Source organism: Leptospira stimsonii (assembly GCF_003545885.1).
In the GTDB taxonomy this organism is placed as follows: Bacteria; Spirochaetota; Leptospiria; order Leptospirales; family Leptospiraceae; genus Leptospira; species Leptospira stimsonii.
Window position 1 is genome coordinate 1514906 of the sequence record NZ_QHCT01000001.1, and the last position, 24338, is coordinate 1539243.

Genomic DNA, 24338 nt, shown 5'->3' on the forward strand with positions numbered 1-24338 from the left:
TTCACTTTTATATTCTCTAAAGTCGTTTGCTTTGTATTGCGAGTCCTAAAAAATAAATTCGATCGGATTCAAGAGCGTAACTTTTCTAAAGAATCGGAAAATGAGTTTTTTCTCGGAATCAAAAAAAGGAATCTCCTTTCCGGGAAAGGTAATTCCTTTTAACGGCGCGCCATCCCGAACGTAAAAGAATTTCCGAACTCTCCGAAGGAAAAAATCAACGTTCCTTTTTCCTAAGTTCCGTCACCTGATCAAACCCGATTCCCCAATTGTCCGTTTCCACTTCGTCGATAATGACGAAGGTCGTCTGCGGATTTTTTCCGAGGACGTCCTTCAGAAGTTGCGTTGCCCCGGCGATCAGTCGCGCTTTCTGTTCTTGAGTGGCTCCTTCCTTCGTAATCCGAATATTGACATACGGCATAAGACTTTCTCCAAATTTGATTCTAAAAAAGAGTTTTGAAACTTAGACTGGTCCATCCTTTTCAAGGAAGAGGTAAATGGATGCCGCCCGCTTCGACAAAATACCGAAGAACAAGTATCAAAATGAGCGTTGAAAACAAAACGAAAAGCTCGATAAACACACCCGCGAGCCAAGCGAACTAAAAGCAAAATAAAAAACCAAGAGAAGTGTCGCCCCGATCTGTATATCGTTGCAAAGCCTGGCAAACTGTGTCGGCGTCAAATCTGCATTGAGTTTGTATAAGAGAACCGAAAAGAGAAACGGATCGGACTGATACTTAGGTGAAAGATCGGATTTCGAAAGCCAGTAAAACCCCGTGTTGTAAACCCTCGCTTCCTCCTTGGACTGATACAAATAAGACGCGCCTACTCTCAAAACAAAGTAGAAGACGAATAGCAGGAGCGAACTCGGGATGACTATTTTCACGATAGGGAATGTATAGAAGAGATTCGTCGGGGTGTCAAGGAATTGGGGGAGGTTGGTTAAGAAAGGTTGGAGTGGAGGAGCCTCGATCGAGTTTGTCGATGACGGAACGATTTTCCCTATGGGTTAAGCTGTTGTGGTTAAGAAATTGAGGATTTCGCGGAAGAGTGAAGTTTTGCTTGATCAGCAATTTTCTTTTATCTTACCTCGTTTTTAGTAAAAAGCATTTTCAGAAAATGGTAATGAACTTTGCGAATAAAAATTTACTGTTTCGTGAATTCCAAATCATTCTGTTGTAATTAAGTCCTTTTCACTTAAAGCAAAGTGGATTTTCTGAATCCTCTTGTTTTTTAAAACTATTTCCTGTCAATAAACTTAGCCCAACTGAAATAGGCTAAGAGAAAAAAAATAACTGCGAATACAGGGGATAAGCCGTATGCGATTATTTTTTTTTTGTCTAAAGCGTGAATTTTTGGAAAAAATATCCAAGCGCTTTCAGCAGGTTCAAAATAAAACATATGATATTCTGGCTCGTAGGCAAAATCTTTAATGTCAGGGCATAATGCGGAAGTTGAACTTTCTTTAATTGTGAACTTGTCAAAGTTATAAAAACAGTAAAGACCTGGCAGAAAAAGAATGGTTTTATCATTTGCCACCCACCTATCAAATTTACAAGTAAAGACGATTAGGGAAAGATAAACAAATACCAAAGTCAAGTGATTTTTCTTTTTATTGTCTTTCGTCATAAGTTTTTATTACTTTTCCAATGTTGGACCAGCTCGGTCCATTCTTTGCCATGGCCTTTGAGTTATTAACTGAATATGATACCCCTAATCCGTAAGGTGTTCCGAAATCATGTTTAAGAGTTAGTGGAACGTTTAATCCAATCCCAACTCCTCCACCATTTACTTTTGGATTTTTCGGATCGCTCATATCTTCGACGGTTATTAAAGAGCCAGGGCCTGCGGATCTGACGTAAGTTCTGTAAGGCTTGTCACCATCTAAAAAGTTTTCTTTTGAATCATTGACTTGATACATATTTCTGCTAACTCCTGCAGCCACCCCTTTAGAAGGCGCAATTGAATAGAAAAAACCACCGCGTTTTCTTTTCAATGAGCCGTCATTGTTCATTGTATTTTCTGTCCAAACTCCGCCCTCGATTACAATTCCTGGTCCGAATGTTCCTTCAGCGCTGACCGATGCAATTCGAAGCTTCGTTCTAGTGTTATCGCCTTTTTTCGGTGCATTCTGGAACTCAGCAATTTTATTTGGAGTTTTCAATGAATAATTTTTATGGTTAACGCCATTTTTTGATAAATAAGCGGCAGGAATACTGCAAGATTCTACACCGTTACTATTTGTAGTAAGTGGTGAATTAGCCGATTTTTGACCCGTATTCTTAGGAGCGACATTGTGCCCCGTCGGATCCTTCGCCCCAATCGGATTTCCCTTCACATACGAGAACCGATTCCAACCTTGTGTGTCCCACTCTCCATCGATGACGGTGTCCGCACTGGTAAACCTTGCGATCCCCGGATCATAATAACGAGCGTTGTAAAAGTAAAAGTCGGATTCTCTGTCTAACTCCTGGGAGTTGTATTTGGGTGCAAAGTCCGTATCACCCTTGTGGAAAAAGGTTTCTCCATAGGGTTGGTATTGCATCTTGGAGAGGGTTTTTGCGTCATCGTCTAATACGTGTGAGACGGAATCCACTTGGTCGGTCAAGTAATAGGCGAGGGCCCCGTTTTCAGCGACGGCGGCGATTCTAATTCCGTTGAGATATACGTTGTTAACCGAAGTGACGATATTCTCGCTCTCGATGTATTCGAGTCCGTAGAACTTGCTCGGATAAAGAATCTCTACGTTTGTAAATTGATTGTTCTTTTGTTGAAGGGAGCTTTTACGAACGCGAAATCCCCCCTCGTCATACCAGTATTTTCCTTGGACCGCATTGTTTGCGTCTTGGATCTGAGTGATTCTGTCCTGGGAATCGACGTTGATTTTTTTCGTTAAGTCTTTTGCGTTGTCTCTCTGGCGAGTAAGGTTTCCACTCGCGTCGTATTGCATCGTAAGAGTATCGTTTCCGGTTTTGCTCGAATCGATCTTAAGAGCCTGGTGGTTCTCGTATTGATAACTCCATTCGTCCGTTATACTTCCGTTGCTCGGATCATGAATGCGTTTTGCGGTTAGGTTTCCATTCTTCGCGTAAGAATAGCTCTGTCTGAATTGTTTGGTAAGATTATCCGAAGTCTCGACGTAACTTCCGATCGCGTTTGTTAAGCGACCAAGTCCGTCGTAGTCGTAATTGTACTGAGCGTTGTAGTCCGTGGAAGCATTTGTGATATTCGTAATATTGTTTTTGCTGTTAAACGCATAAACCGCATCTTGCAAAACTTTTGCGCTTCCGTCCACGTCTCCGGAAGAATGAAGACGCACCATTCTCCCTTTGATATCGTATCCGTAGGTCGTCTCGATTCCGTTCCCGAGAGTAAATCCAGCCGTTTGACCGAATTCGTTGTAAGTGATATTCTCTACGAGATCCTTGTTGCAAAATCCGGGAAGAATTCCGTTCGTATTGACTTGGATGGAAATTCCGGCGATATAACCGGCCGTTCCGTACTCGTAACAAGCGCGCATTCTTCCGTGAGAGATCGGATGTTCCGGATAATCGATCTTGGAAACTCGACCCAAAAGATCATATTTCGTTTCCGTAATATACGGACCCTGTGTTTCGGGAATCGGAGAACTCAAAATCATCCGAGTTTCTTTTTTAACCCTTCCTAACTTGTCATAGCTAAAGGTTTTGTTCTGAACCCCGTCTTCGATCCGAACGATCTTTCCTTGTGCGTTCTCGCTTCCCGCATAAGAATCGTATGTATAATGAATGTCTCCTTCGGGAATCTGTTTTACGTTGATTCTTCCGATCGCGTCATACTGAAGACTTGTGGTGATTCCTCTCGCGTTCGTGCTTGAAGTAAGGTCCCCGAAATTGTTATACGAAAAGCTTCCCACACCAAGATCGGGATCGCTGTCCTGACGCAGTCTTCCAAAAGCGTCATACAACCAGAAGGCTTGATTTTTACCCGAAGTGTCTTTTACGGAAGCTCCGCTCGCGGTGTTCGAACAAGAAAGAGGAGAACCGTCGTTTAAATCGGACTTCTTTGTTCTATGACCCGCGAGATCATAACAGAAACCGATTTTCGCCTGCGTCCCATCGGAGGCAAAGTCTTCGACATAAAGAATCTGTCCTCTTCCGTCCTTAACGATTCGTTTGCTCTGACCGCTACTGTGGTTTTCCGTGCTTTCAAACGGATCGTTGTAATTCGTTACGATCGTCGTCGGAGACGTTTCCCCTTCCGCAGTCGGCAGGGTTGTCTTCTTGATTCTTCCGATCGGATCGTATTCAAAACTAGTAGCATTGCGTTCTTCCAGATGAAGGACAAACTTGTCGATCTCGCCGGAAGAGGCCCAGTTGGACTGACCTTTTCGGATTAATTTTCCGTTTCCATCGTAGACAAGTCTTCCCGTGATCGTATAATTTCCGTTAGACGCGGTCTTGACTGAGTAGATCGCTCTTCCCATTCCGTCCGCATACGTTCTCGAAGCGAAGTCCGGATCGCTCGTTCCCGATGGAAGAACCGTCTTTGCGCTCAGAGGGAAGGAAACATCATAAGAATGATTTGTGATCGTTCTTGTACCGTCGTCCGTATCCGCGCTCGAACGAATCAATCTTCCATAAGAATCATATTCAAAATAACTTTTGTTTCCGTTTGCATCGGTCTCTTCCGAGTCGGAACCGAATGCTGATCCGTAGTCGATCTTGTGTTGAGTTGCGAACTGAAGAGAACCGCCGAACGAAACTTTCTGCGTTACAAATTGATTGAGTTCGTTGTCATAAGAATACGAAGTTCCTCTGCTTGGACTTCCGCTCGAATCTTTTTCAAGAGTCGGATTTCCGTACATATCATAATCATATTCTAATGTTTTGGCGCTTACTGCAGGAAGTCCGCCTCCGGTATAAGTTGCAACGTTCTTGTTTAGGTTCCCACGGATATCATAGGAAAGAATGGAAATCGTTTCGTGAGCACTTCCCGAGAAAGAAGCCTGACGAGTTGCTCTTCTTTGGTTGCTCGTGTCATCTGTTTCAAAATCCGTAATATTCGAAATCGTAACGGAAGAATGTGCTCCGTCGCTGAAATGATCGGTTGTGCTGTCGGTCTTTCTGCCGATCTTATAACCGTCCAAAATCGTATCAAAACTTTGTGTGCTCGTGCGAGAGCCATTCATAAACTTTTCGATCTTTGTCGTTTGGGCCATGTAGCTGATCGCACCCGGAGTCGTGCTGATCTGCTTGATCTCGTATGTGTTTAGAATGTTACCGTATTCTCTATTATCATTTCCGATGATCTTTGTTTCTTTTTCAGCTCCGCCAAGCGCGCGGTTCTGCATAAAATCGGAGTACGGGTTTGTATAATACGTATGAATCGTTCTTGCGCCGTAAGCTTCCTTTACGATGAATTCGGAAAAGCCGAAAAAGTCGGTCTCCTTTTTTCCGTTGATAAACGAAGAGAAAGCAAAACCGTTTTTGTATTCGTAATCTTTGGTCACACGATTGGAGAATCCATCGTCTAAAGTAATCGATGTGCAAACTCTATAACTCGTGGGAAGATCCGGGATATCGTCGTCTCCGGTATTGTCGAACTTTGTGGAATGCTCGTATGTAAATTCGTAAAAGCCTCCGATTCCATTCTTTACCCTTTCGATCACATCGGGAACAACACCCGTTGAGAGCGCGAAATACCAAGTCGGTTCCTTGAGATGAAAGATTCCGATATCGGTTAGTCCGTCTCCGTTGTAATCGCCTTGGATCCACTGAAAGACATAGACTTGCGCGATGAGGTCCGGTCTTTCCAAGGTTTTGACGAGCACGTTAGACGGAAGAGAGGAAATTTTACTCTGAGCAAGATCGTAAATCTTATCTTCGCCGCTTCCGATGATGATCGGGTTTCCGTTGTTATCGAATCGATCGCTAAATCCGATTGTTCCCGCGTTGTAAAGGATACGAGAAACCGAAGTCGCATTGATTTTAATTTTGTAAAATGAAGTGCCGTTATCGAGGGTCTTTCCGAAAACGATCGATGCGTCCGAAGTCAGCGCGTACTGAATCCCCGCAGTACTCGTCGAATTGTAATCCGAAGTTGTGATCGGAATAGGGATGTCGCCGCTCAAACGTTTGAACTGAATCTGAGTTCCGCTGATCGTTCCAAGATACCATTTGTGAAGCGTGGTTCTTCTGTCCACAAGCGCGAGTTGTGCCTGAGTCGTAGTAAATTTCCCTGAGAATAAACTAAATTCTTTTCTACGTTGACGATTTTCGCTCGTACCAGCTTGAAAAAGATCGTTCAGATCGGTCGAAGAAAGATCGCCGCTTGGAGTAAGAATTTTCGTTCCACCAAGTCCGGTGAGAACAAACCTCGCGCTTCCGGAAGAAGTCTGATCATCCAAAATCAGAGCGGATTGAGAGGAGTTCGTCTCGAAATGATCGACCACATAACCGCTGTTTAACGGGTCGAATTTCGCGACGTCCGTATCGGAGAAAGAAGCTAAATTAGAAACATCGAACGCGGTTCCGCTCGTATTCTTTAAAACAAAAAGCTGATTTGTGTTTCCCTGTTTTTTATGGAGAAGAACTTCATCCTTAGTCGTATTCGTATAACGATCCGGTTTTCCGCCAAAAAGAATCGTAACACCCGAAGTTTCAGGATTGAGAGACGTATTTACTCTTTCGGTAAAAGAGTTTCCTTGTTTGAGATCAAAGACATTCGCCTTACGATCAAAAATCAAAAGTTCGGGAGAAGAAGAACAATCGTCCACGGTAAAACAACCCGGGAACACGAGTTCTCCTCTAGAAGAGTTTAGATTTCCATCATATTTATATTTAAGTAAGATTGCCTTCGAACCGGAAGAAGCCGTAAAATTCGCGGTCGCTTGTTCCAGTTTGACCTCGTCCTTAGGAAGAGGTGTTTTCATAACACGGTCCTGATCCGGACCGTAGCTCATGTCGCTGTAGATTTTATAACGAAATCCGTTTAATGTGGATTCTCCGATCCAAAACTTTCCGTCGTTTGCGGAGAAAAATCCGATATCGGTTCTACCGTCGCCGTTAAAATCTCCTTGGAGCCAACGCGTGATCGGTTTAAACTGAGGAGTTGACGACCAGATTCTAAAATGGATCGTTCCGTTTCCCGTTTCGCCTAACGTCCATTGTCCGGAGCTACGATCGAAAAGTAAAAAATCCGAAAAGCCGTCGCCGTTAAAATCTCCGGAGAATCGATCGTGAGTAAAGATTGCCTGTTCCGGAGCCGTAAAAACCTTATACAACTTCCACTGCATCTTAAAATAGATGGGATCGGTTTTGTTGTCGTTGCGATAGTTCTCGCCTACGAGCCATCTTCCGGATCTCGCATCGTAGAGAGAGATATCCGTTCTTCCGTCGCCGTTGTAATCGCCGACAAGGAAGTTAACTTTGTCGCGATCTTTTCCCGATTTGGAAGAATCGTTTGTGGAAGCGCTGTCTAAGTTTCCATCCGGAGAATAATCTCCTCGAAAGACGTTCTGAAATTTTCTTGCAAAACGAAGGAATTCAAAACTGCCACCTTTGTTGAGCATCAAAGTCCATTGACCAGTAGGCTCGTCAAAGAGTACGGAATCGGAAAGACCGTTGCCGTCGTAGTCGCCGGGAAACCATTCCATCCGAAAGATATCAGGAACGCCGGCCATCAAGCGTCCATAGGATTTGAACTGAAAGACACGTCCGTCGTGTTCAGCTACGATAAAGTCTCTGGTTTCAGGAAGATAGAATGCGATATCGGAACGTCCGTCTCCGTTGTAATCGCCGCTAACGTTCCCTTTGAAGAATCGAATCTTTTCATCGCTATTATAACCTTGATAACGATTCGCGTAGATCTTAAAATTATAACCGCCTTCCTTTCTTCCTTCTGCGGCTTTCCAATTTCCGGACTTCGGATTAAAAAAGAGCATATCGGAGATTCCATCCCCGTTAAAATCTCCCTCAAAGTATTGAGTGGATTCGGGAGAATCTTCAGCTTCCGAAGAAGCTTGGTTCACGATATTCTGCCAAGTAAGAAGGCGACTGGAAGATTGATATTGAAATTCGGGTTGAGTCGTATGACGACTGGATTGAACCGTCTTGAGTCTCGGTCTTCCGGAATCATCGGAGGTTTCATAGACGGGAGTATAATCCCAGAGTTTCCCGCCTCCGTCCCAACCCACTTCGATTCTTTCCAGAACCTTATCCATCTTCATTAAGAATCCGGGCGCGTTGGAAACGTAGAAGTCATCCCTTTGTCTGGTAATAAATTTCACATACTGTCGCGCCGCGGAGCCGCTTTTCGAGTTACCAGTATAACGGATTTCTTTGAGATAGAGATTTCGTTTATCATAATATTCGGATGTATCGTAAGTCACTTGGAGATAGTTTCCGTTTCTATCTTCGGTTTTGGAAAGATACCAACTATACGTCTGATTTGGAGTAGAAGGATTGTAGATTCTACTCGAAGTAGCTTCCCCGAAAATCGTCTTTGTTCCGGAAGAATCCAGAACTTCCCAGACCCCACCGCTTTCAATATTACTCAAACGTAATACGACTAGGTCCTCTCCCGTAATTTCCGGTCGATACGTTCCGTTCTCGTTGGTAGTTCCACCTGCAACTTTTACAAGCCTCGTTCCATTCCAAGTGAAGGAATCTCGAGAATCGTAATACAAAGCGCCATACTCGGGAGTTCGAGTGATCGATCCCAACCCGAGATTCCAACCCACACCCACCCATCCATCTCCGCCGGTGGAAGAATAAGAAAGAGTTAACTTTGGTTCCACTCCTGCTCTCCCCGGAGGAGTGTGAATCGGATAGGAGAGAGAAACTCCGCCATAGTGATTTGGTTCGGGAGGAGCAATGAACGCAGTGCCGGCGAGCGGATCGGCTTTGGTGTCCGGATCGTCGATCGCACTGCTGTAGTTTGTAGAAATAGAAAAAAGATCGCTTCCTTCGGGAGCGGGCGCAGAGCCTGGTCCCGGCCCAGAGCCAGAAGACGGAAAGCCGGCTCCATTCGGAATTCCTAATAAAGCCCACCACCAATTGTTATGATGCCCTTTGCCTCCTAAAAACGTACAGGAGGTTGTAAGAAAGAATGCGGTCATCAGCATGACCGCGATTGTTCGACCTTTCATCTATGAATCTCTATTTTATATCGAGATCAATATTTGATTTTGGCGCGAACGGTATAATCTCTTTCGATCAAAGGAGCCACGAAGAAGTTGTTGAGACCATACTGTAGAGCGCCTGGATTGTTGAGATCGATTTTGGCCCCACGGATTCTTTGCTGGGTTTTATCTTGGGAAACCCACGTTACAAGGCCTAGGTTCGATGCAGAATTGATAGTCGCAGTAGGGTTAAACTGAATTCCTTCATTCGTTGTACTTAATTGGAATTCTTTTTGACCATCTAACGTAAAAGTGCTAAGGTCGCTGATTCTACCCCAAATGGTTTTTTTGGTTCCGTTTGTTTGTTCCCAGGTTGTAAGAACTTTGTTTCCTGAAAGAATGCTCTGACCGGGAGATCGAAGATCAGCATCTGCGATTCCAAGTGTGAGAGAGCCGGGATACAAGAGCTGACTTGTCTGCAAGTTAATTACTTTTAACCGGATATTTTTTGAATCCGCACGATAGGTTAAGAACCCGGTATCAGCAAAATAGGAAAATCTCATATATTCGATCCCACTTGGTTCCAACACAATGTTATCGCTTCCAATGAGATTGGAATTTGAAGTATCAATTCCTCTTCCAAAAGCCGCACCGTCATTTCTGCGCCAGACGACTATTCCTTTGCCGTTTGTGATTCCTACGTCTAAGCTGTCGCCCGAACGAGTTGCCTCGTTTAAAATTTGTTTATTGGACCCGATGATAATCGCGCTGTTCAAATCGTAGACAGAGCTCCACACCGAATGCGCTCCTGAAGCTCGATTTTGATATTTCCAACCGATAATAGCTTGGTTGTTATCGTTTACGGCTACGGCGGGCGTTAACGTAAAGTAAGCGAGTTGATCGTGTTGATGCGAAGGATAATCCCAAACGATATCCGTTGTCGAATGGTTCACAATATTAAAACTAGAACCGACCGCAGTTCCGTTATCCAATCGAATGACTTTGCCTTCAACACGGTAGTTACGAATATCGTTCCAAGCGCAAATCGTCGCGTTACACGCATAATTAGAATTCAAAGCAGTGGATGTTTCGAGATCTGCCCAAATTAAAATTGCACGGTTATTGCCGACCGCGACATCAATGTATCCGTCGAAATAACTTTTTGGGTAAGGGAGATATCGGGTCGCGATTAACGATTCGGAAACAATCGTAGAAAAATTTGTCAAATCTCGAATTGAGACCGCGATATGTTCTGAATGTGCCCATGCAATCACGACTTTCCCATTTTTTTGTTTTAGAGTATAGTTGCCTGTCTCAGTTACTGAATATGTAGGATTAATTGTAAACGGATTTCCGATGCCTTGACCTGTATTCACTGAATTATAACGACCTATAAGAGTCTGCCCTTGTCTCCAGATCGAAAGAGCTACATCTCCGTGGCTGACGGTTTTGACATTGCCTAAGCTCGGTGCATTCACGTCGGCACTGACCGTAAAGTCCGTATTCGAACTTTCCAAACGGTAAGATTTTCCCGTCGCGGCGGTTAGGCGAACCAATCCACTATATAAGAAATTCTTAAAGTCTCCGCCGTCTGACCAAGAGTTCCAGAGAGCCACACCTTCATTGTAAATCCCCGTCCAGTTAATTGCATTCATGTCCGGTGCAAATCCTAGGCAAGAAGCCGGGTGGAACGGACTCGTTGAGCAACTTACGGATCCGTTGAGAAGAAACGGACGATACTGGACGTTATCAAAAGCGGTGGAGTTAAAAGACGAGGCGACAAAGTTATTCCAATCCGTAACAAATCCGGTATCGACAACTAACCTTACGTCGGGTGAAGTAAGCGCTCCGGGAATGTAGAGCGGTGTTGTTTTTTGAGCGTTGATTAGTACGGCGCTTTCTAACTGAACTTCGAAGGACCCATCGTTTTGAGGCGGCAGTACTTGTAAGATTCGGTAAGATGTAGAGTCACCTTGAATGTACAGCCGGTCACCTACGTTTGCAGATCCATAGGCATTTGCGATTCGCACGGTTGTCGAGCCTGCCGAAATAGGCAAACCAGCTTCTCCTCTCATTTTCCGAACTTGAGAATAATGCAACGGCCAAACTGTCCGACGATACGCGTTATTTAAGGAAGGTCGAATATACAGTTTTACTAAACTAATTGCCGGGTCTACTGTGGTACTCAATGTCGGCAATTGAACGCATAGATTATAGATTTGGTTGATGAAATCGAGAGTCGTTCCGCAATTCTTCAATTTATACGGATCGCTTGTACTTAAATCCTTAATAATGTGGAACCAATCCGTACGAGCGCCTCCGAATCCCATACTGATTTCAAAGTCTGCGGCCTGATTGATATTGTAACGATCGGACGATGTTTGTAAATTATAATTAAAATTAGAAAAATATTGATAAGCGCCTGCATCCGTTGCGGAACCGAAATTTGGGGCTAAATATTTTGTCTTTTCTAACTGGAATTTTAGTTCGATTTTTTCGCCGAACCCAACTTCTCCTAAATAAAGAGAATTCGTATCTGGATAATATGGATGACTTCCCAACGATTTGTTATCCCATTTCGTATTGAGAGGATAAGCGTTTCCATTCTCCAACGGATTATTCCCGAATTTTTGATCGGATTTTATAAAGTCCTTAAAAGAGATATAAACTAAATCGTAATTGTCGCCGGCCCAAATAATGGAATCCACACCTTTAAGGATAGGGGCCGCAACAGCGCCTCTCCATGGATCGAACTTACGAACGCTACCCGAGTCCGTCCAATATTCGGTCGGAGAATAAAATTTACCGCGGGAATAGATTGCCCAAACCCCAGAGGATTGTTTCTCGGTATCGGTCCATTGGCTATATGGTTTTTGAACGCACGCAGTTCTGCTAACTCCATCCGTTCCAGTGCTCGTTTCGTCGGTACACGGGATGTTCGTGCTGATTCCGCCGAAGGATTGGATTCCTTTCAAATAGATTCTGGATTCTCCGAGTTTAGGAGCAGATTCGGAAAGGTCGATCACGTAATCTTTGAACGTGATCGTGTTGCCGGAACAAGAAATTCTTTCCAACGCCTTTTTTAAACTAATCCCCGGTGAAAAAACGTCCGTGCTCGTCGTATTACAGGGGTTGGAAACATTCGGTGTATCGAATGCAGTTACGCGGTACATGTCGCGAAGCCCCGGACCATAAGCTTTTACTAAAGCGGTTCTTCCTTTTGCGTTTTCTTCTACTATCTTAAGATTATTTCCAGAGAAGTTGAGTAGGTTGGATTTATAGTTAGAATCCGCGACGTGAGTCATCGCGTAATCCACGATGATGATCTTCGGAGTATATCCGGCGGCAATCGCCTTTTCTACTTCAGAAGTATTCAAATTTGTTAATTCAACAACGTAAGGACCGAAATCAGTGCCTCCATAGACTTCGACTTCAAAAAGACTGTAATCGTCGTTTCTCAATCGAAAGGAGGACATAGGTACGAGTTCTCCCGCAGGTGTTTCGAACATCAAAGAACAAAGGATGTTTGAAATTTTAACCGGCATGTTTACGGAAAGATTTTTGATATAAAGAGCCGCCCTTACCACGCCCGCGTTCGGTTCAACGGTAGAAGTTTCGTTGATCTTGGAAGATTTATCGGAGCGATATTTTCTCGCTTTGTTCGTGGAAGAATCCGATTTTAAATTCCAAGCGTCTCGGTCTAAATTATTTTTAAAAGGACGATCCGCCCATTTTGTAGTGGTAGCAGAAACCGCATTTTTTGCGGTCCAACTATCCTTGGCACTATTGCTGTAATTCATACCAGTAGAAACCAGGCCCATTCCATAGCTACCTTCGAAACCTGCGGATGACGTTGTTTCATGAGAACTGCCCAATTCAATTTCGTTACTAAAAGAATCCTGAAATTGAACCGTTCTTTCGTTTAATTCCGATTGATGTATTTTATCAGAACCTTCATTCTTGGACGCTTCAAAATCATTGGAGTTAATCTCGCTCACGATCTCATCGCTCTGGTTATTGGAATTTTTTAGAATTTGAATCTTCAGAGTTACGGGCGGAGCGATTGTGGTTTCTATCTGCGGATAATCTGCGACCCAAACATTGCTTAACGTTTCGTTCTGATTTAAAATACCATCTCCGTCGAAGTCGTTTACGATTGTTGTTCCCGTAGGATCGATGGTACCCATCAAGGCCGCCGCCGCTACCGGTTTCCCCGGAGGAAGATTGAAGAGACCGTTCACCGGTGTGATCGGAGTTGTTGGTTGTCCCGGTTTGATCGGAACCCCTTCATTGTTGACTTGGGTCTTGACAGATTCAGCAACTAACCAAGTGGCCGCCGCAAGATCCACGTTCTCCATGGTGCCTCGATCTTTTCCAAACCAACCGCAGGTGATTAAGAATGGGATGAATAAGGATGGAATCAGAAATAGTCTGATCCTTGAAAAAATAGAGTCACCTTTCAACATGAGTTTCTCTCCTAAGCTCCGTGTTTTAACTTTAAATTCATTCTTCTTTGTTTAAGAACGTTCTGCGTTATTCGTTTTCGTACACGAATTTAATCTTTCTACCTTAGTAATTACTCAAAGCAGACACAAAGTTCTTAAATTATTAAAGTTTCAGTTTGACTATGAAAAAAATGGAAGTATTCGTGCCAACCGCAAATCTGGCTCGAAAATAAATTTTATTCAACATGAGACTCTTTTGTTAAGCGAAGAAGTCTTAAATATCTGTCAAATGATTTGAAAAGAGCGAGTATGTGTTTTCTCTTTCGAGTTAGAGGTTTACAATATAGGTTTAGAGTTAGGTCAATCGATGATGAACTTTCTGGTTAGCGCAGTCTGATTTGCTTTGAGTTTCTCTCGGTTGGATTGGAAAAAGTTTTTTGAATTATAAATTAAGCCAGAAAAGTTTCATAGAAAATATTTTTCGCAGTGTTCTTTAAGTGGCAGTTTTTTCTAATTAGCTGTGAGATAGGGCGGGGAGGTTTTTATATTCTTAAGTAAAAAATGCAATAGACCCCATTTTATAGATACATTCAAAAAATGAAATATTATATAAAATTTATTTTATATTTTGGATAGCTTTCCTATTTTACTGGATTTATTCAATGAATGTTATAATATTCTAATTAAAACAAATCGTTTGAAGGTTTGTTTTTGATGGGGGCGTGCCCTTGATTTCATCTGGAGAGTTTTGTGGTAAACTCGGCAGTGAATGATGAAACTCTGAAATCGACAATGCTACTTGGAACTCATTCTTTAGGAATTAATAAGTTCAACGGATGCCATTTTCTTATTGGAATTGTTTTTGGAGTGCTGACTTTTGCTCTTAACAAAAATCTTTTTTACGTTCGCGTGATTGATTTTTATTATGTCTCATCCTATCTTTATTCGCTTTTTAACGAAGTTTATGAGATTCTTCTTCGGTTTCTTGGGAAAACGTTCTTACAAAGTATTTTTTGAATTCCCGAAGACTTTTGTTTTTTGGAAGATAAAGTTCGCCGGGAATTCAAATTACACTTAGGATTTTTTCTGCGTATCGTCTTTGGGAGGCAAAAGAATTCCTTTGAGTTGATCGATGAGTTGAATCCCGCCGGTCAAGGTAATCTGGCTGATTTTCTCGCTGATCCTTTCCACATATTCCAACTCTTTGAGTTTATAAAGCGTCATGTTTTCTTCCATTAACTTTGCGGTGTTTAACAAACTTCTTGTGGACGCGGTTTCTTCCCTTCTCATGATCACGTTTGCTTGCGCTTTTTTCTCGGCGATCAAAACCTGATTGAGGATTTCTTTGATTTCTCCCGGAAGAATTACGTCCTTGACTCCACCAAAGAGAATCTCTAATCCCATTGAAGGCATCGAAGTTTTGATCTTCTCCGTTACGTAAGAACCAATTTCCTCTTTTTTAGAAAGAATTTCGTCTAACGTTAGGGATCCAACGTATTCCCTTAGAACCAATTGTAAATGGATATAGAGTTGCGATTCGTAGTCCTTTATCTCCACGAGGCATTGAATCGGATCGGTGATCTTATACTGACAAACGAAGTTGAGTCGAAGAGGAATCTTATCCTTCGACATGATTTCCTGGCCGGTGATCTCCGTTTGAAGTTGTCTAAGATCCGCTTTGATCACCGAAATCGATTTGGTCCCTTTCCAATAAAAATAATTTCCCGGCTCTAAGAGCTTAACAAAAGCGTTTTCGATAAACAGAAGACCTTTTTCATACGATTCCACGCCGTAGGAAGAGACGAGATCTTTGACTTCCGGTTTCATTAGAATAGAACGTTCGATTTCTTCCGATACGAACGGGTCGTCGAGATTGATCTTGATAAAAGATCTGGCCTTGATTCCTTTCCAAAACGCGTGAATTCCGGTCTTTAGAACGGATTTGAATTTATCTTCCTCGAAATGAATCGCAATCTCGTTATCCTTGAGATCGATGATTTCCAATTCTTTCATAAGAATCGGATCGTTTCGTAAAAAGGAAAAATCGATTCTGGAAACGAAAGGATTTAGGACCTGATGAATCTCGATGTTTCCGCCTAAAAGCCAAAAATAATTTCCGGGCGGGAGAAATTTTACATATTCTCCCTCTTTGAACAAAAGGCCTCTTTGATCATTTCTTATTTTCATACGAACCTCGATTGAATTCTATAATGACGACTAACGTGAATTTTGAAATCAACCTTAGACATCCGAAAAAGAATAAAAGGAATCCATCCCACGTCGGCGGGGAACCATTTTAGAATCGTCGCATCGAATCGAATTTAACTTCCTTCTTTTCTCTCGAAAAAAAAGAAGCCGGCTTGAAACGAATTCTCGATTCGGTATCCATCGTTCCGCAAGGCAAACATTGGATTGCTTTCGAATGAATCCAAAAGCCGGACGCCTTTTATCCTTTTTTTGTTTCGGTCTTTTTGCGAAGAGACCAACTTCTCGCTTAACAGGCGCCTGCTCTGACCAGCTGAGCTACTTACTCGTTTGAATAAGGAAGGATTCGAACCTTCGACCAGGTGATGGTGACTCGGATTCCAATCTTTAAACGTGAAACCAACCGCGCAGAGCACGAAGGAACCGCCGGGCCTTTGGAAACCCTAAGGACAAAAATCAAAGCCGAATGCAGATTCTTTTTTATTGGAAGAATGGGAAACTATTTTCCAACTTTGGTTCTAAGAATTCTTGTACAGATGAAAACCGTCCGGGTCGCTGGAATTTGTTTTGTTTCGACGATATTTTGCGCGGAAATAATTTCTTGTGTTCAGCACCGGTATTTGATTCTCAAACGTTAGTTTTGTAGAGGCAAGACGTTCTGAGAAAAAACAAAGCGGAGAAAGTTCCGGTCCTTTTTGCGTGACGTAAAATTCGCGTTAGGCGCCTTCAATGACATTTGTAGGGATGCGTTTTTATAAGCTCCGAGTTGATTATTCTTTTTTCAATTTGAGAGTAGGGTTTTGTCGGTCGTAAAATCTACCTAAATTAAATCGAGACGCGGCAACTGAAAACGGTTTTGTCCTTTTAAAATCTTCGAAGTTAGGAAGCGAGCGGTTTTAAATCAGACGTATTCTTTCAGATATTCTTTTCCTTGAAGGTGGCTCGGGAAAAATATCGGAAATTCTTTTCCGGTTTTCGCCCTGGATCTTCGATAGGATTTTGAGGAATTCCAAAACGTTTCGTATTCGCTGTCCAAACGAAAGAGAAGTTTTTCCCAGAAGATAAAATGTGTATCTACGAATTCTTGACGGATATCTTTCGCCCTCAGAGTAAGCGGACATTTCCCGGTGAATTCTTTCATAAAAACAAGTCCGACCATCACTCCTCTCGTATCCAAATACGGTTCGAGTGGAAAGGTCCTACAACTGATCGAACGATTCTCCCTTTCGCAAAATTGAATCCCTTTGCATTCACAAAAGAGAGTTTCTTTGGAATCGTATTCCGCGAGCATCTTTTTGTCTTCCTTTGTCTCCGGTTTCCAAACCTTCCATAGATCCGTTCTTTTTTTTAACATGGAGAATTCGGAACGATACAAAGTTGGAACTGCGTTATCCGCGATACAGCAGAAAGGAATCCCGTCGTTGTCGGGTTTACACAATTCTCCACAATCGAAGGACGTTAGTTCTTCTTGGAGGAGGGAATAGTAGTAGGAGATTTCATCTTCCGCGAGATGTTTAGGATCGTTTTTTTTTGCTGTCTTCAAGTGATTGGTTTCCCCGGTTGTTCTCGAATCCTTTCTTTTTAGAAGCTACAATCTTTCGAAAGATCGCGTACCCTGAAAAGATAAATACTGCGGAACATAGAATTCCCCACTTTCTGTAGAACAGCTCCGCGCCGGGCGAGAGAAAACCATTTTTCTGTGCAAGAGCCATGGAAAGCGCAAAAATCGTAAGGAGAGAAAAGGCGCTCAAAAAAAACAAAACCGTGATTCTTAGATTTCGAAGTGTGTTTTCCAAATCCTTTTTGAATTCCAAAAAACGAGAGTAGAATTCCCTGGTTTCTTCTCCTTCGGAAAGCTTTTGCACTTTATAAAAGGACTCGAATTCTTCCGGAACCTGGGTTGTGTCCAAAAGGAGGAATTCATAATCCAAGGTCTTATCGTATTCTTCTCTTGCCTTGGGAGAACTCAGGACGACGTAGGCTCGGGTTCCCTCTTCTCGATCCAATTCCAAGGATGGATTCCAAGGGTCCGCCTCCAAGATTTCCAAGAATTCCCGATAGGCGGATTCGATTCTCTCTAGGTCGGAATTCCGGGAAAGATTCAAAATCCGGTAGTAGTCGAGTTTGGTATTCACAGCCATGTTTTTTTTGCTTGCGGGAATGGATTTTTAGACGTTCTAAAACGCCTTTCCCTATCCATGGAAAACCCCTTTACAGCCGGTCCGGCAAGCAGAAATTCAGTCCTATGAGTGTTCTGGAAGTAGAAAAAAAGGCAGGAAAGGTCTATATCGAGACCTACGGTTGCCAGATGAATGAATACGATTCCGGGATCGTCGCCAGCCTCATGAAGGACGCAGAATATTCTTCTTCTCCGGACCCAGAAAACTCGGATATTATCTTTTTAAACACCTGCGCGATCCGTGAAAACGCCCACGCAAAGATCTACAACCGTCTCCAATCCCTCGGATATCTCAAAAAGAGAAATCCGAAACTTGTCATTGGTGTTTTGGGATGTATGGCCCAAAACCTGGGAGACGATCTTTTTCACCAAGAACTTCCCCTGGATCTGGTCGTAGGACCGGACAACTACAGAAGTCTTCCCGAACTCATCCAAAGAATTCGCTCGGGAGAAAATTCTCTTGCTCTCACACGTCTTTCCAAAATCGAAACCTACGACGAGATCGAACCTCGGGTCGTAAACGGGATCCAAGCCTTCGTTACGATCATGAGAGGATGCAATAATTTCTGTACTTTCTGCGTGGTTCCTTATACGAGAGGAAGAGAAAGAAGCCGGGATCCGAAGAGCATCGTCCGCGAAGTTCAGGATCTCGCCGATCAGGGAATTCGTCAGGTGACGCTTCTCGGACAAAACGTAAATTCTTACAGAGAAGAAGGACAGGACTTTGCCGGTCTGATTCGGATGCTCTTGGATGAAACTACGATCGAAAGAATCCGTTTTACTTCTCCGCATCCGAAAGACTTTCCGGTTCATCTTCTTCAACTCATGGCGGAGAATCCCCGTTTTTGTCCGAACATTCATCTTCCTCTTCAAGCCGGTAACACGAGAGTTTTGGAAGAGATGAAACGTTCTTATTCCAAAGAAGAATTTTTAGAAGTTGTCGCGCAGATCCGAAACATCGTTCCCGACGTGGGACTGACCACCGACATCATCGTAGGTTTTCCCAACGAGACCGAAGAAGAATTCGAAGACACTCTTGCGGTCGTTCGTGAAGTGAAGTTCGATATGGCTTTTATGTTCAAGTATTCCGAAAGGGAAGGAACGATGGCCCAGAGAAAACTTCCGGATAACGTTCCCGAAGAAGTGAAATCGGCGAGACTCACCAAACTCGTGGATCTTCAGACTTCCATCTCCCACGATCAAAATCGATCTCGGATCGGAAACGTATATTCCGTTTTGATTGAGAACACTTCCCGTAAGTCGGAGAATCAGCTCTGCGGAAGAACTCCTTGTGGAAGAATGACTGTGTTTCCTCTTCCCGAAGGAAAGAATGCTTCTGAAATGATCGGAACTTCCGTAAACGTTCAAATTGAAAGTGCGACGAGCGCTACGTTGAAAGGAAGGATCCTTGCTTGAAGGACCCGGACAATCGGAAAAAAGCCTCCGGCAAAAAGTCGGTTGCGCGCTCGTCGGCAAATAAAACAAAACCTTCCGAAACCGATCTCAAAACAAAGAAGGTAGCTCCTTCCAAGAAGAATTCGGATTCTTCTCTTTCCAAAAAAATCGCAAAACAAAAAGACTCCATTCTCGGTTCTTCGAACGATTCTTCTCCGAAAAAAAGCTCTGCGAGCGGAGGTGCGGATTTAAGAACCGTTCGTCTCAGTAGCGTAGAAGACCTTCCTCCGGATTTCAAAGTTCATACGGACAAAAGAAAATTCTACATGGTCATTCCGATCTTGGATCGGTATATTCTAAAAGAAATTCTTTCTCCGTTTCTTGTCGCTCTTGCATTTTTTACGATGGTCTATATGGTCCTCGCTCTTCAAAAGATGATCGGTCTTTTTGTGGGGAAGGGTGTGGATCCGCTTCGTCTTTTGGATTACTTCGGTTATCTTCTTGCGAATACGTTGCCGATGACGATTCCGATGGCGTGTCTTATGAGCGGGATCATGGCCGCAGGAAGACTTTCCGGAGATTCCGAAATCACCGCGATCCGTTCCGCAGGTGTCAGCTTTCCTAGAATCTATATTAACTTTCTTGCATTCGGTTTTGCGATGGCAATGATCGTAGGTTATCTCAACTTCTATCTTTCTCCGGAGAATACGAGAAAGATGAACGAGTTTAACAAATGGGTCCTCGCCTACAATCCTCTGCTCGCGATTACGCCGGGTCAGTTCAGCGGGGACAAAACCCAGGACCTTTTTGAAAAACGTGCGAGAACCATGTATACCGAAGGGATGAATTCCGACACGGGAGAACTCAAGGGAGTTCAAATTCGGGAATGGGAAATTTTTCTCGAAGGAAACGAATACTTTCACATCGGCGGAAAAATGATTCCGATGGGCGGTTCTAGAATCATTCAAATTATCAACGCCGGTCGAGGAAATCTCGTAGAAAAACTCGGACCGGATGGGGAATACGAGAAATCCATTCGTCTCAAAGACGGTTGGATCTTAGAATGGAGCGATGATCGTAAGAGTTTTTCCGTGACGGATTTTCGAAACGGAGAAATGGACTACAACATTCCCAAGGGAAAAGAAAAGAAAACCTTGGAATTGAACGTAAAACCGGAAACCTTCTCTATGCCTGTCCTCTTCCAAATTCGCAATAATATGGAGTCAGAGGGGCTGGAAAAAATTCCCGGACTCGAGACCTTGAAAGAGATGGGAATCGAGATTAAAGGTTTAATCGGACTAAAGCAAATGGTGGATCAGATGAAGATCGACCTTGCGATGGGAGCCGCAAACGGAACTCTAACTCCGGATGAAATGACCCAAAGGTATTCGGTTCTCACACAGCTGATGGCCTTAATGCAACAAGGAAAGAAGGTTCTTACTGATTTTAACGTCGAAATTCATAGGAGAATCGCGATGCCGATCTCCTGTTTGATTTTTTTCTTCATTTCTTTCCCTTTGGGGCTCGTGGTAAAACGATCCGGAAAAGGAATGAGTTTTACGCTTGCAGTTGTTTTCCTAATGATCTACTTTACGTTTTTTACCCTGGGAAGTACGATCTCTTACAATGATAAGGTTCCGGATTGGATTGGACCTTGGAGCGCGAACATTTTGATCGCGATATTGAGCATCAATATCATGATCAAAAGAACGGATATGGATCTGCCAAAACCGATTCAAAAGGTTCTGGATAAGATTTCTGATCAAAAATCAAAATTGACAGAGAGATTAGAAAGATTAAGTATATGGGGAAAATTAAAAAAGATCACGAAAAGAGGTTCCTGACCCGGGACAATCCGTTGGTTAGTTTTGGAATTAATACGATGAGTCAAAAAAACGCGATCATTTGGCATCTCACTTCAGGAAAAGAATTCCCGATCCAGATCTGGAAGCACCCTCGTGTCAATATCGAATTGAGCAAGGTTTCCCTCGATGGACTGAGCGCCATCGATTTAATGAAGGCGGATATCCATATCTTTTTTCTTTCCGTAAATTTTCAAGAATGGAATCATATTCGAGAATTCATACGTAAGTTCGAGCTACATCCCTATGTCAGTTTGATCATGGTCTACTCCGAAGAATCCGAAAAGATCAACTCGGTCGTTCCCGAAACCGGTAAGATCGAAGTATTGGAACATCCGGTTCATCCGAGAAATCTTCGATTGATCTTGGATAGAACGATTCAATCCGAATTTTACAAACTCGCGGCAAACGAAATCGGGAACAGTTGCCTCACCAATATCGGATTTTTTGAAGGAGTTTTCGAACTCGCTCAGAAAGAGTATAAGGATGCGGCCAAAGCAAACGAAGCCCTCCAAGCGATCTTAGAATTCGAATCCAAAGTCAAGAAAAACAACGAAGAGATCAATAAGGCTCTTGAAAGGGTCAACGAACTCAAAAACAAGGAACTTCTGGCTCTACACGAACGACTGAAAGTATCGGAAATCCTGGATTCGATGAAGACGCAGGAATTGAAAGACGCCCTGGATTTCAAAAAAGCGACGGAACAAGCATTAGATTATTCTCATATAGAAGAGATTCAATTGGATAAGATTCTCGAAGCACAGGATCGACTTTTCGCCTACACCGAAAAAGAAATCAAAGATCTTATCGAAGAAAATCGAAGTTTGAAAAAGAGACTCGGAATCCAGTAAAAATCGTTCCCAATCGAAGGGATTTTGATTCTTACGTTTTGTAAGGATCAGATTTCTACGATACTCTCATCTAAAACGGAAAGGGCTTATCCGAAAACCCGAAATGCGGAAACTCCTCCGTATTCGATCAACGCAACCAAATCCCATCATCCCTCGAAAGGCACACTTGAGGGAAATGGAAGTGCTTCCGTAGGAACGATCACAACGTTTCGGATCGGTTCTGGGACGAGTTCTAAGAATCCGACTTGAGATCTTCTTTGATGATGACCGTTCTCATTCCGGAGTTCCGACTCTCAATCTTTCTCTACAAAACATCGATTGTCGAAACAAGAGAACGACTCACTGGATTTCTGAGTTCCGACTTTTGCCTTACCGAAAGTTTTTGTTCGCTTTAGTCCCGAAAGAGTTCCCGCGAAAATTCTTTGAAGTCAGGAGAATCCTTTCCGAATTTATATTCTGCATACAAAAGTCCGTGTTTTTTTCGAAGAATATCGTATTTTTCGCGAGCGGAATCATCCCGATTTTTCTTTGCGACACGATAGGCTCTCTCATAACAATTCGCCAAAAAACCCTGCGCTTCGGAATCCTCGTAGTACTTCGCACCGATTCCGATATATCGTTCGAGGAGGTCCATCGCTTGGAGAAAATTTTTAAGGACGAGTTGGTGTTTGATGTATTCTCTGTAGATGCCGGCTTGTAATTCTCTAAATCCGTCCGTATCTCTTACTTTCGGACTTTGAATTCTTTCCAAAGAATTCATAGAAGAAACCAAAAGATGTATGGAATCCGATCTCGCTTTGTTCAGATCTCTTGATACGGCTCTTTCAAAGTTTTCCTTTCGATTCTTCTTTTGCCATTCGTATCGATCCGCCTCGAATGTAAGCTGTTCGAAGTCCTTTCGTTTGTTTTCCGCAAGTTCGTTCGCTTTTCGAAAACGATCGAGCGCGCTTCGAAAATCGTCTTTGGATTTTTCAAAATGATTTTTGGAATTCTCCTCGCTTGCATCTCCTAAAATATCGATGTCTTCGAAAGGAAGAAGATCCTTTCCCCAAGTAGAATCCGGATTACTTCCATCCGGAATCAGAATTTCAATTTTTTTTTCTGACGGGCTTTTGTCCGAAAAGACCGAAGAGGAAAGGAACAAAAAAGTCCAAACAAAACAGATAAGAATGGAAGAGGATGAAGTTGGTTTCATAGAAGTCGTTGTCTTTTGAAGATCGTGAACAAGGTTTCAAAATGGAATGTGAATGGAAAAAAAATATCTCAGGTCAATTTAGGATTGGTCGCAAACGGGCGTCATCAAAAAATTAGATTGAAAACAAACATTAAAAGAGTAACGAAGAATGAAAGAAGTTCAGGTTCCGGCCACAAAAAGGATCGCTTTAGTAGCACACGATAATAGGAAGAATGATTTGGTAGAATGGGCTAAAACCCATAGGGAGATATTGTCCAGGCACCATCTCTTCGGAACCGGGACGACCGGAAAGTTGATAAACGAAGAAGCGGAACTTCCCGTTTATAGATTCTTATCCGGACCACTGGGAGGGGATCAACAGATCGGCGCAAAAATTGCGGAAGGAGATCTGGACATCGTGATTTTTTTCTGGGATCCGTTGACCGCGCAACCCCATGATCCGGACGTAAAGGCGTTACTTCGAATTGCAGTACTTTATAATATACCGATGGCTTGCAATCGTTCGACCGCAGATTATATGATCAGTTCTCCTCAATTTATCAACTCGTATAAGAAAGTTCTGATCGACTATGACACGAGAATCAAAAAGAATCCTTAGGACCGCAGGTTACATTCTTCCAAGAAACCGAAAGTTGTTTCGCAGTGATCTCATGTCGTTTTAGAAATTGTTTCTTCAACATAGAAAGAACAACAGTAGAGGACAAAAAATGAATCGGGGCTTCGAAAAAAATTCTATCTTCCAGTTGAGATCGGTTCCCTTCGGCGGAGCTAAATAGGTGTTCGTGAAGGAAGAATGGGAACGGGCCTTTTTTTTGAATGTCGACAAATCGCTCGTTTTTCGAATATTCCAAGTGTTCCGCGATCCAAGTCCAAGAGAAGAACGGAAACGGCCTGACTTTCAGAATCGCGATGGCGCCCGGACGAATGTTCTCCGGTTTTTGAATCACTTCCACGTTTGAGTCGGCGCCGACTAAACTTTCAAAACCGTTCGGAGATTCGTGAAATGCAAAGAGCTTTTCCACGTCGCAATCAAAAATGGATTTGCAAATAAATTCTGATTCCACAAAGACTTTGACCTAGGCGATGATAGAATTTCGACGGATTCA

General features: G+C 43.0%; 14 protein-coding genes. 5 read left to right on the forward strand and 9 right to left on the reverse strand.

The genetic code is table 11. The features are described from left to right. Positions 1–214 precede the first annotated feature (214 nt). From DLM75_RS07595 to DLM75_RS07640, 7 genes are all read right to left on the reverse strand, one after another. Complete coding sequence (locus tag DLM75_RS07595; RefSeq protein ID WP_118967801.1) at positions 215–418, reverse strand: tautomerase family protein; 204 nt, start codon at positions 416–418, stop codon at positions 215–217. Between the two features lie 818 nt (positions 419–1236). Then, positions 1237–1626: a hypothetical protein gene (locus tag DLM75_RS07605; protein ID WP_118967803.1), complete on the reverse strand. Its 390-nt coding sequence runs from the start codon at positions 1624–1626 to the stop codon at positions 1237–1239. After that, the gene (locus tag DLM75_RS07610; RefSeq protein ID WP_429945433.1) at positions 1610–9103 is read right to left on the reverse strand and encodes a SpvB/TcaC N-terminal domain-containing protein; all 7494 of its coding nucleotides are present in this window, start codon (positions 9101–9103) and stop codon (positions 1610–1612) included. Before DLM75_RS07610 ends, DLM75_RS07605 begins: the two co-directional genes overlap by 17 nt. 50 nt (positions 9104–9153) lie before the next feature. Continuing rightward, positions 9154–13566 carry an LIC12048 family lipoprotein gene (locus DLM75_RS07615; RefSeq protein ID WP_118967804.1) on the reverse strand — a complete coding sequence of 1471 codons (4413 nt, stop codon included), beginning with the start codon at positions 13564–13566 and terminating at the stop codon, positions 9154–9156. A gap of 1053 nt (positions 13567–14619) precedes the next feature. Continuing rightward, positions 14620–15732 (reverse strand): slipin family protein, encoded by a 1113-nt coding sequence (locus DLM75_RS07625; protein ID WP_118967806.1) that lies wholly within the window; start codon positions 15730–15732, stop codon positions 14620–14622. Positions 15733–16651: 919 nt separating this feature from the next. After that, entirely contained in the window at positions 16652–17293 is a 642-nt protein-coding gene (locus tag DLM75_RS07635; protein ID WP_118967808.1) for a hypothetical protein, read from the reverse strand. After that, positions 17265–17891: a J domain-containing protein gene (locus DLM75_RS07640; RefSeq protein ID WP_118967809.1), complete on the reverse strand. Its 627-nt coding sequence runs from the start codon at positions 17889–17891 to the stop codon at positions 17265–17267. Before DLM75_RS07640 ends, DLM75_RS07635 begins: the two co-directional genes overlap by 29 nt. Before the next feature lie 104 nt (positions 17892–17995). Between DLM75_RS07640 and miaB the strand changes: the two genes are divergently transcribed. The 4 genes from miaB to DLM75_RS07660 are packed head-to-tail and all read left to right on the forward strand — an operon-like array spanning position 17996 to position 22286. Continuing rightward, positions 17996–19345 carry a tRNA (N6-isopentenyl adenosine(37)-C2)-methylthiotransferase MiaB gene (gene miaB / locus DLM75_RS07645; RefSeq protein WP_118967810.1) on the forward strand — a complete coding sequence of 450 codons (1350 nt, stop codon included), beginning with the start codon at positions 17996–17998 and terminating at the stop codon, positions 19343–19345. Continuing rightward, on the forward strand, positions 19342–21168 hold the full coding sequence (locus tag DLM75_RS07650) for an LptF/LptG family permease (RefSeq protein ID WP_118967811.1): 1827 nt from the start codon (positions 19342–19344) through the stop codon (positions 21166–21168). Before miaB ends, DLM75_RS07650 begins: the two co-directional genes overlap by 4 nt. Before the next feature lie 38 nt (positions 21169–21206). After that, positions 21207–22037 (forward strand): hypothetical protein, encoded by an 831-nt coding sequence (locus tag DLM75_RS07655; protein ID WP_118968032.1) that lies wholly within the window; start codon positions 21207–21209, stop codon positions 22035–22037. A gap of 24 nt (positions 22038–22061) precedes the next feature. Beyond that, entirely contained in the window at positions 22062–22286 is a 225-nt protein-coding gene (locus tag DLM75_RS07660; RefSeq protein ID WP_118967812.1) for a hypothetical protein, read from the forward strand. 142 nt (positions 22287–22428) lie between these two features. On the opposite strand, the gene DLM75_RS07665 is transcribed toward DLM75_RS07660, so the two are convergent. After that, positions 22429–23232 carry an FcpA-related putative periplasmic flagellar protein gene (locus tag DLM75_RS07665; protein ID WP_241547839.1) on the reverse strand — a complete coding sequence of 268 codons (804 nt, stop codon included), beginning with the start codon at positions 23230–23232 and terminating at the stop codon, positions 22429–22431. 148 nt (positions 23233–23380) lie between these two features. Between DLM75_RS07665 and DLM75_RS07670 the strand changes: the two genes are divergently transcribed. Next, on the forward strand, positions 23381–23830 hold the full coding sequence (locus DLM75_RS07670; protein WP_100785671.1) for a methylglyoxal synthase: 450 nt from the start codon (positions 23381–23383) through the stop codon (positions 23828–23830). Here DLM75_RS07670 and DLM75_RS07675 read toward each other — a convergent pair. After that, positions 23814–24296, reverse strand: a complete 483-nt coding sequence (locus tag DLM75_RS07675) for an SRPBCC family protein (protein WP_118967813.1) — start codon at positions 24294–24296, stop codon at positions 23814–23816. The genes DLM75_RS07670 and DLM75_RS07675 overlap by 17 nt on opposite strands. Between the last annotated feature and the right edge of the window lie 42 nt (positions 24297–24338).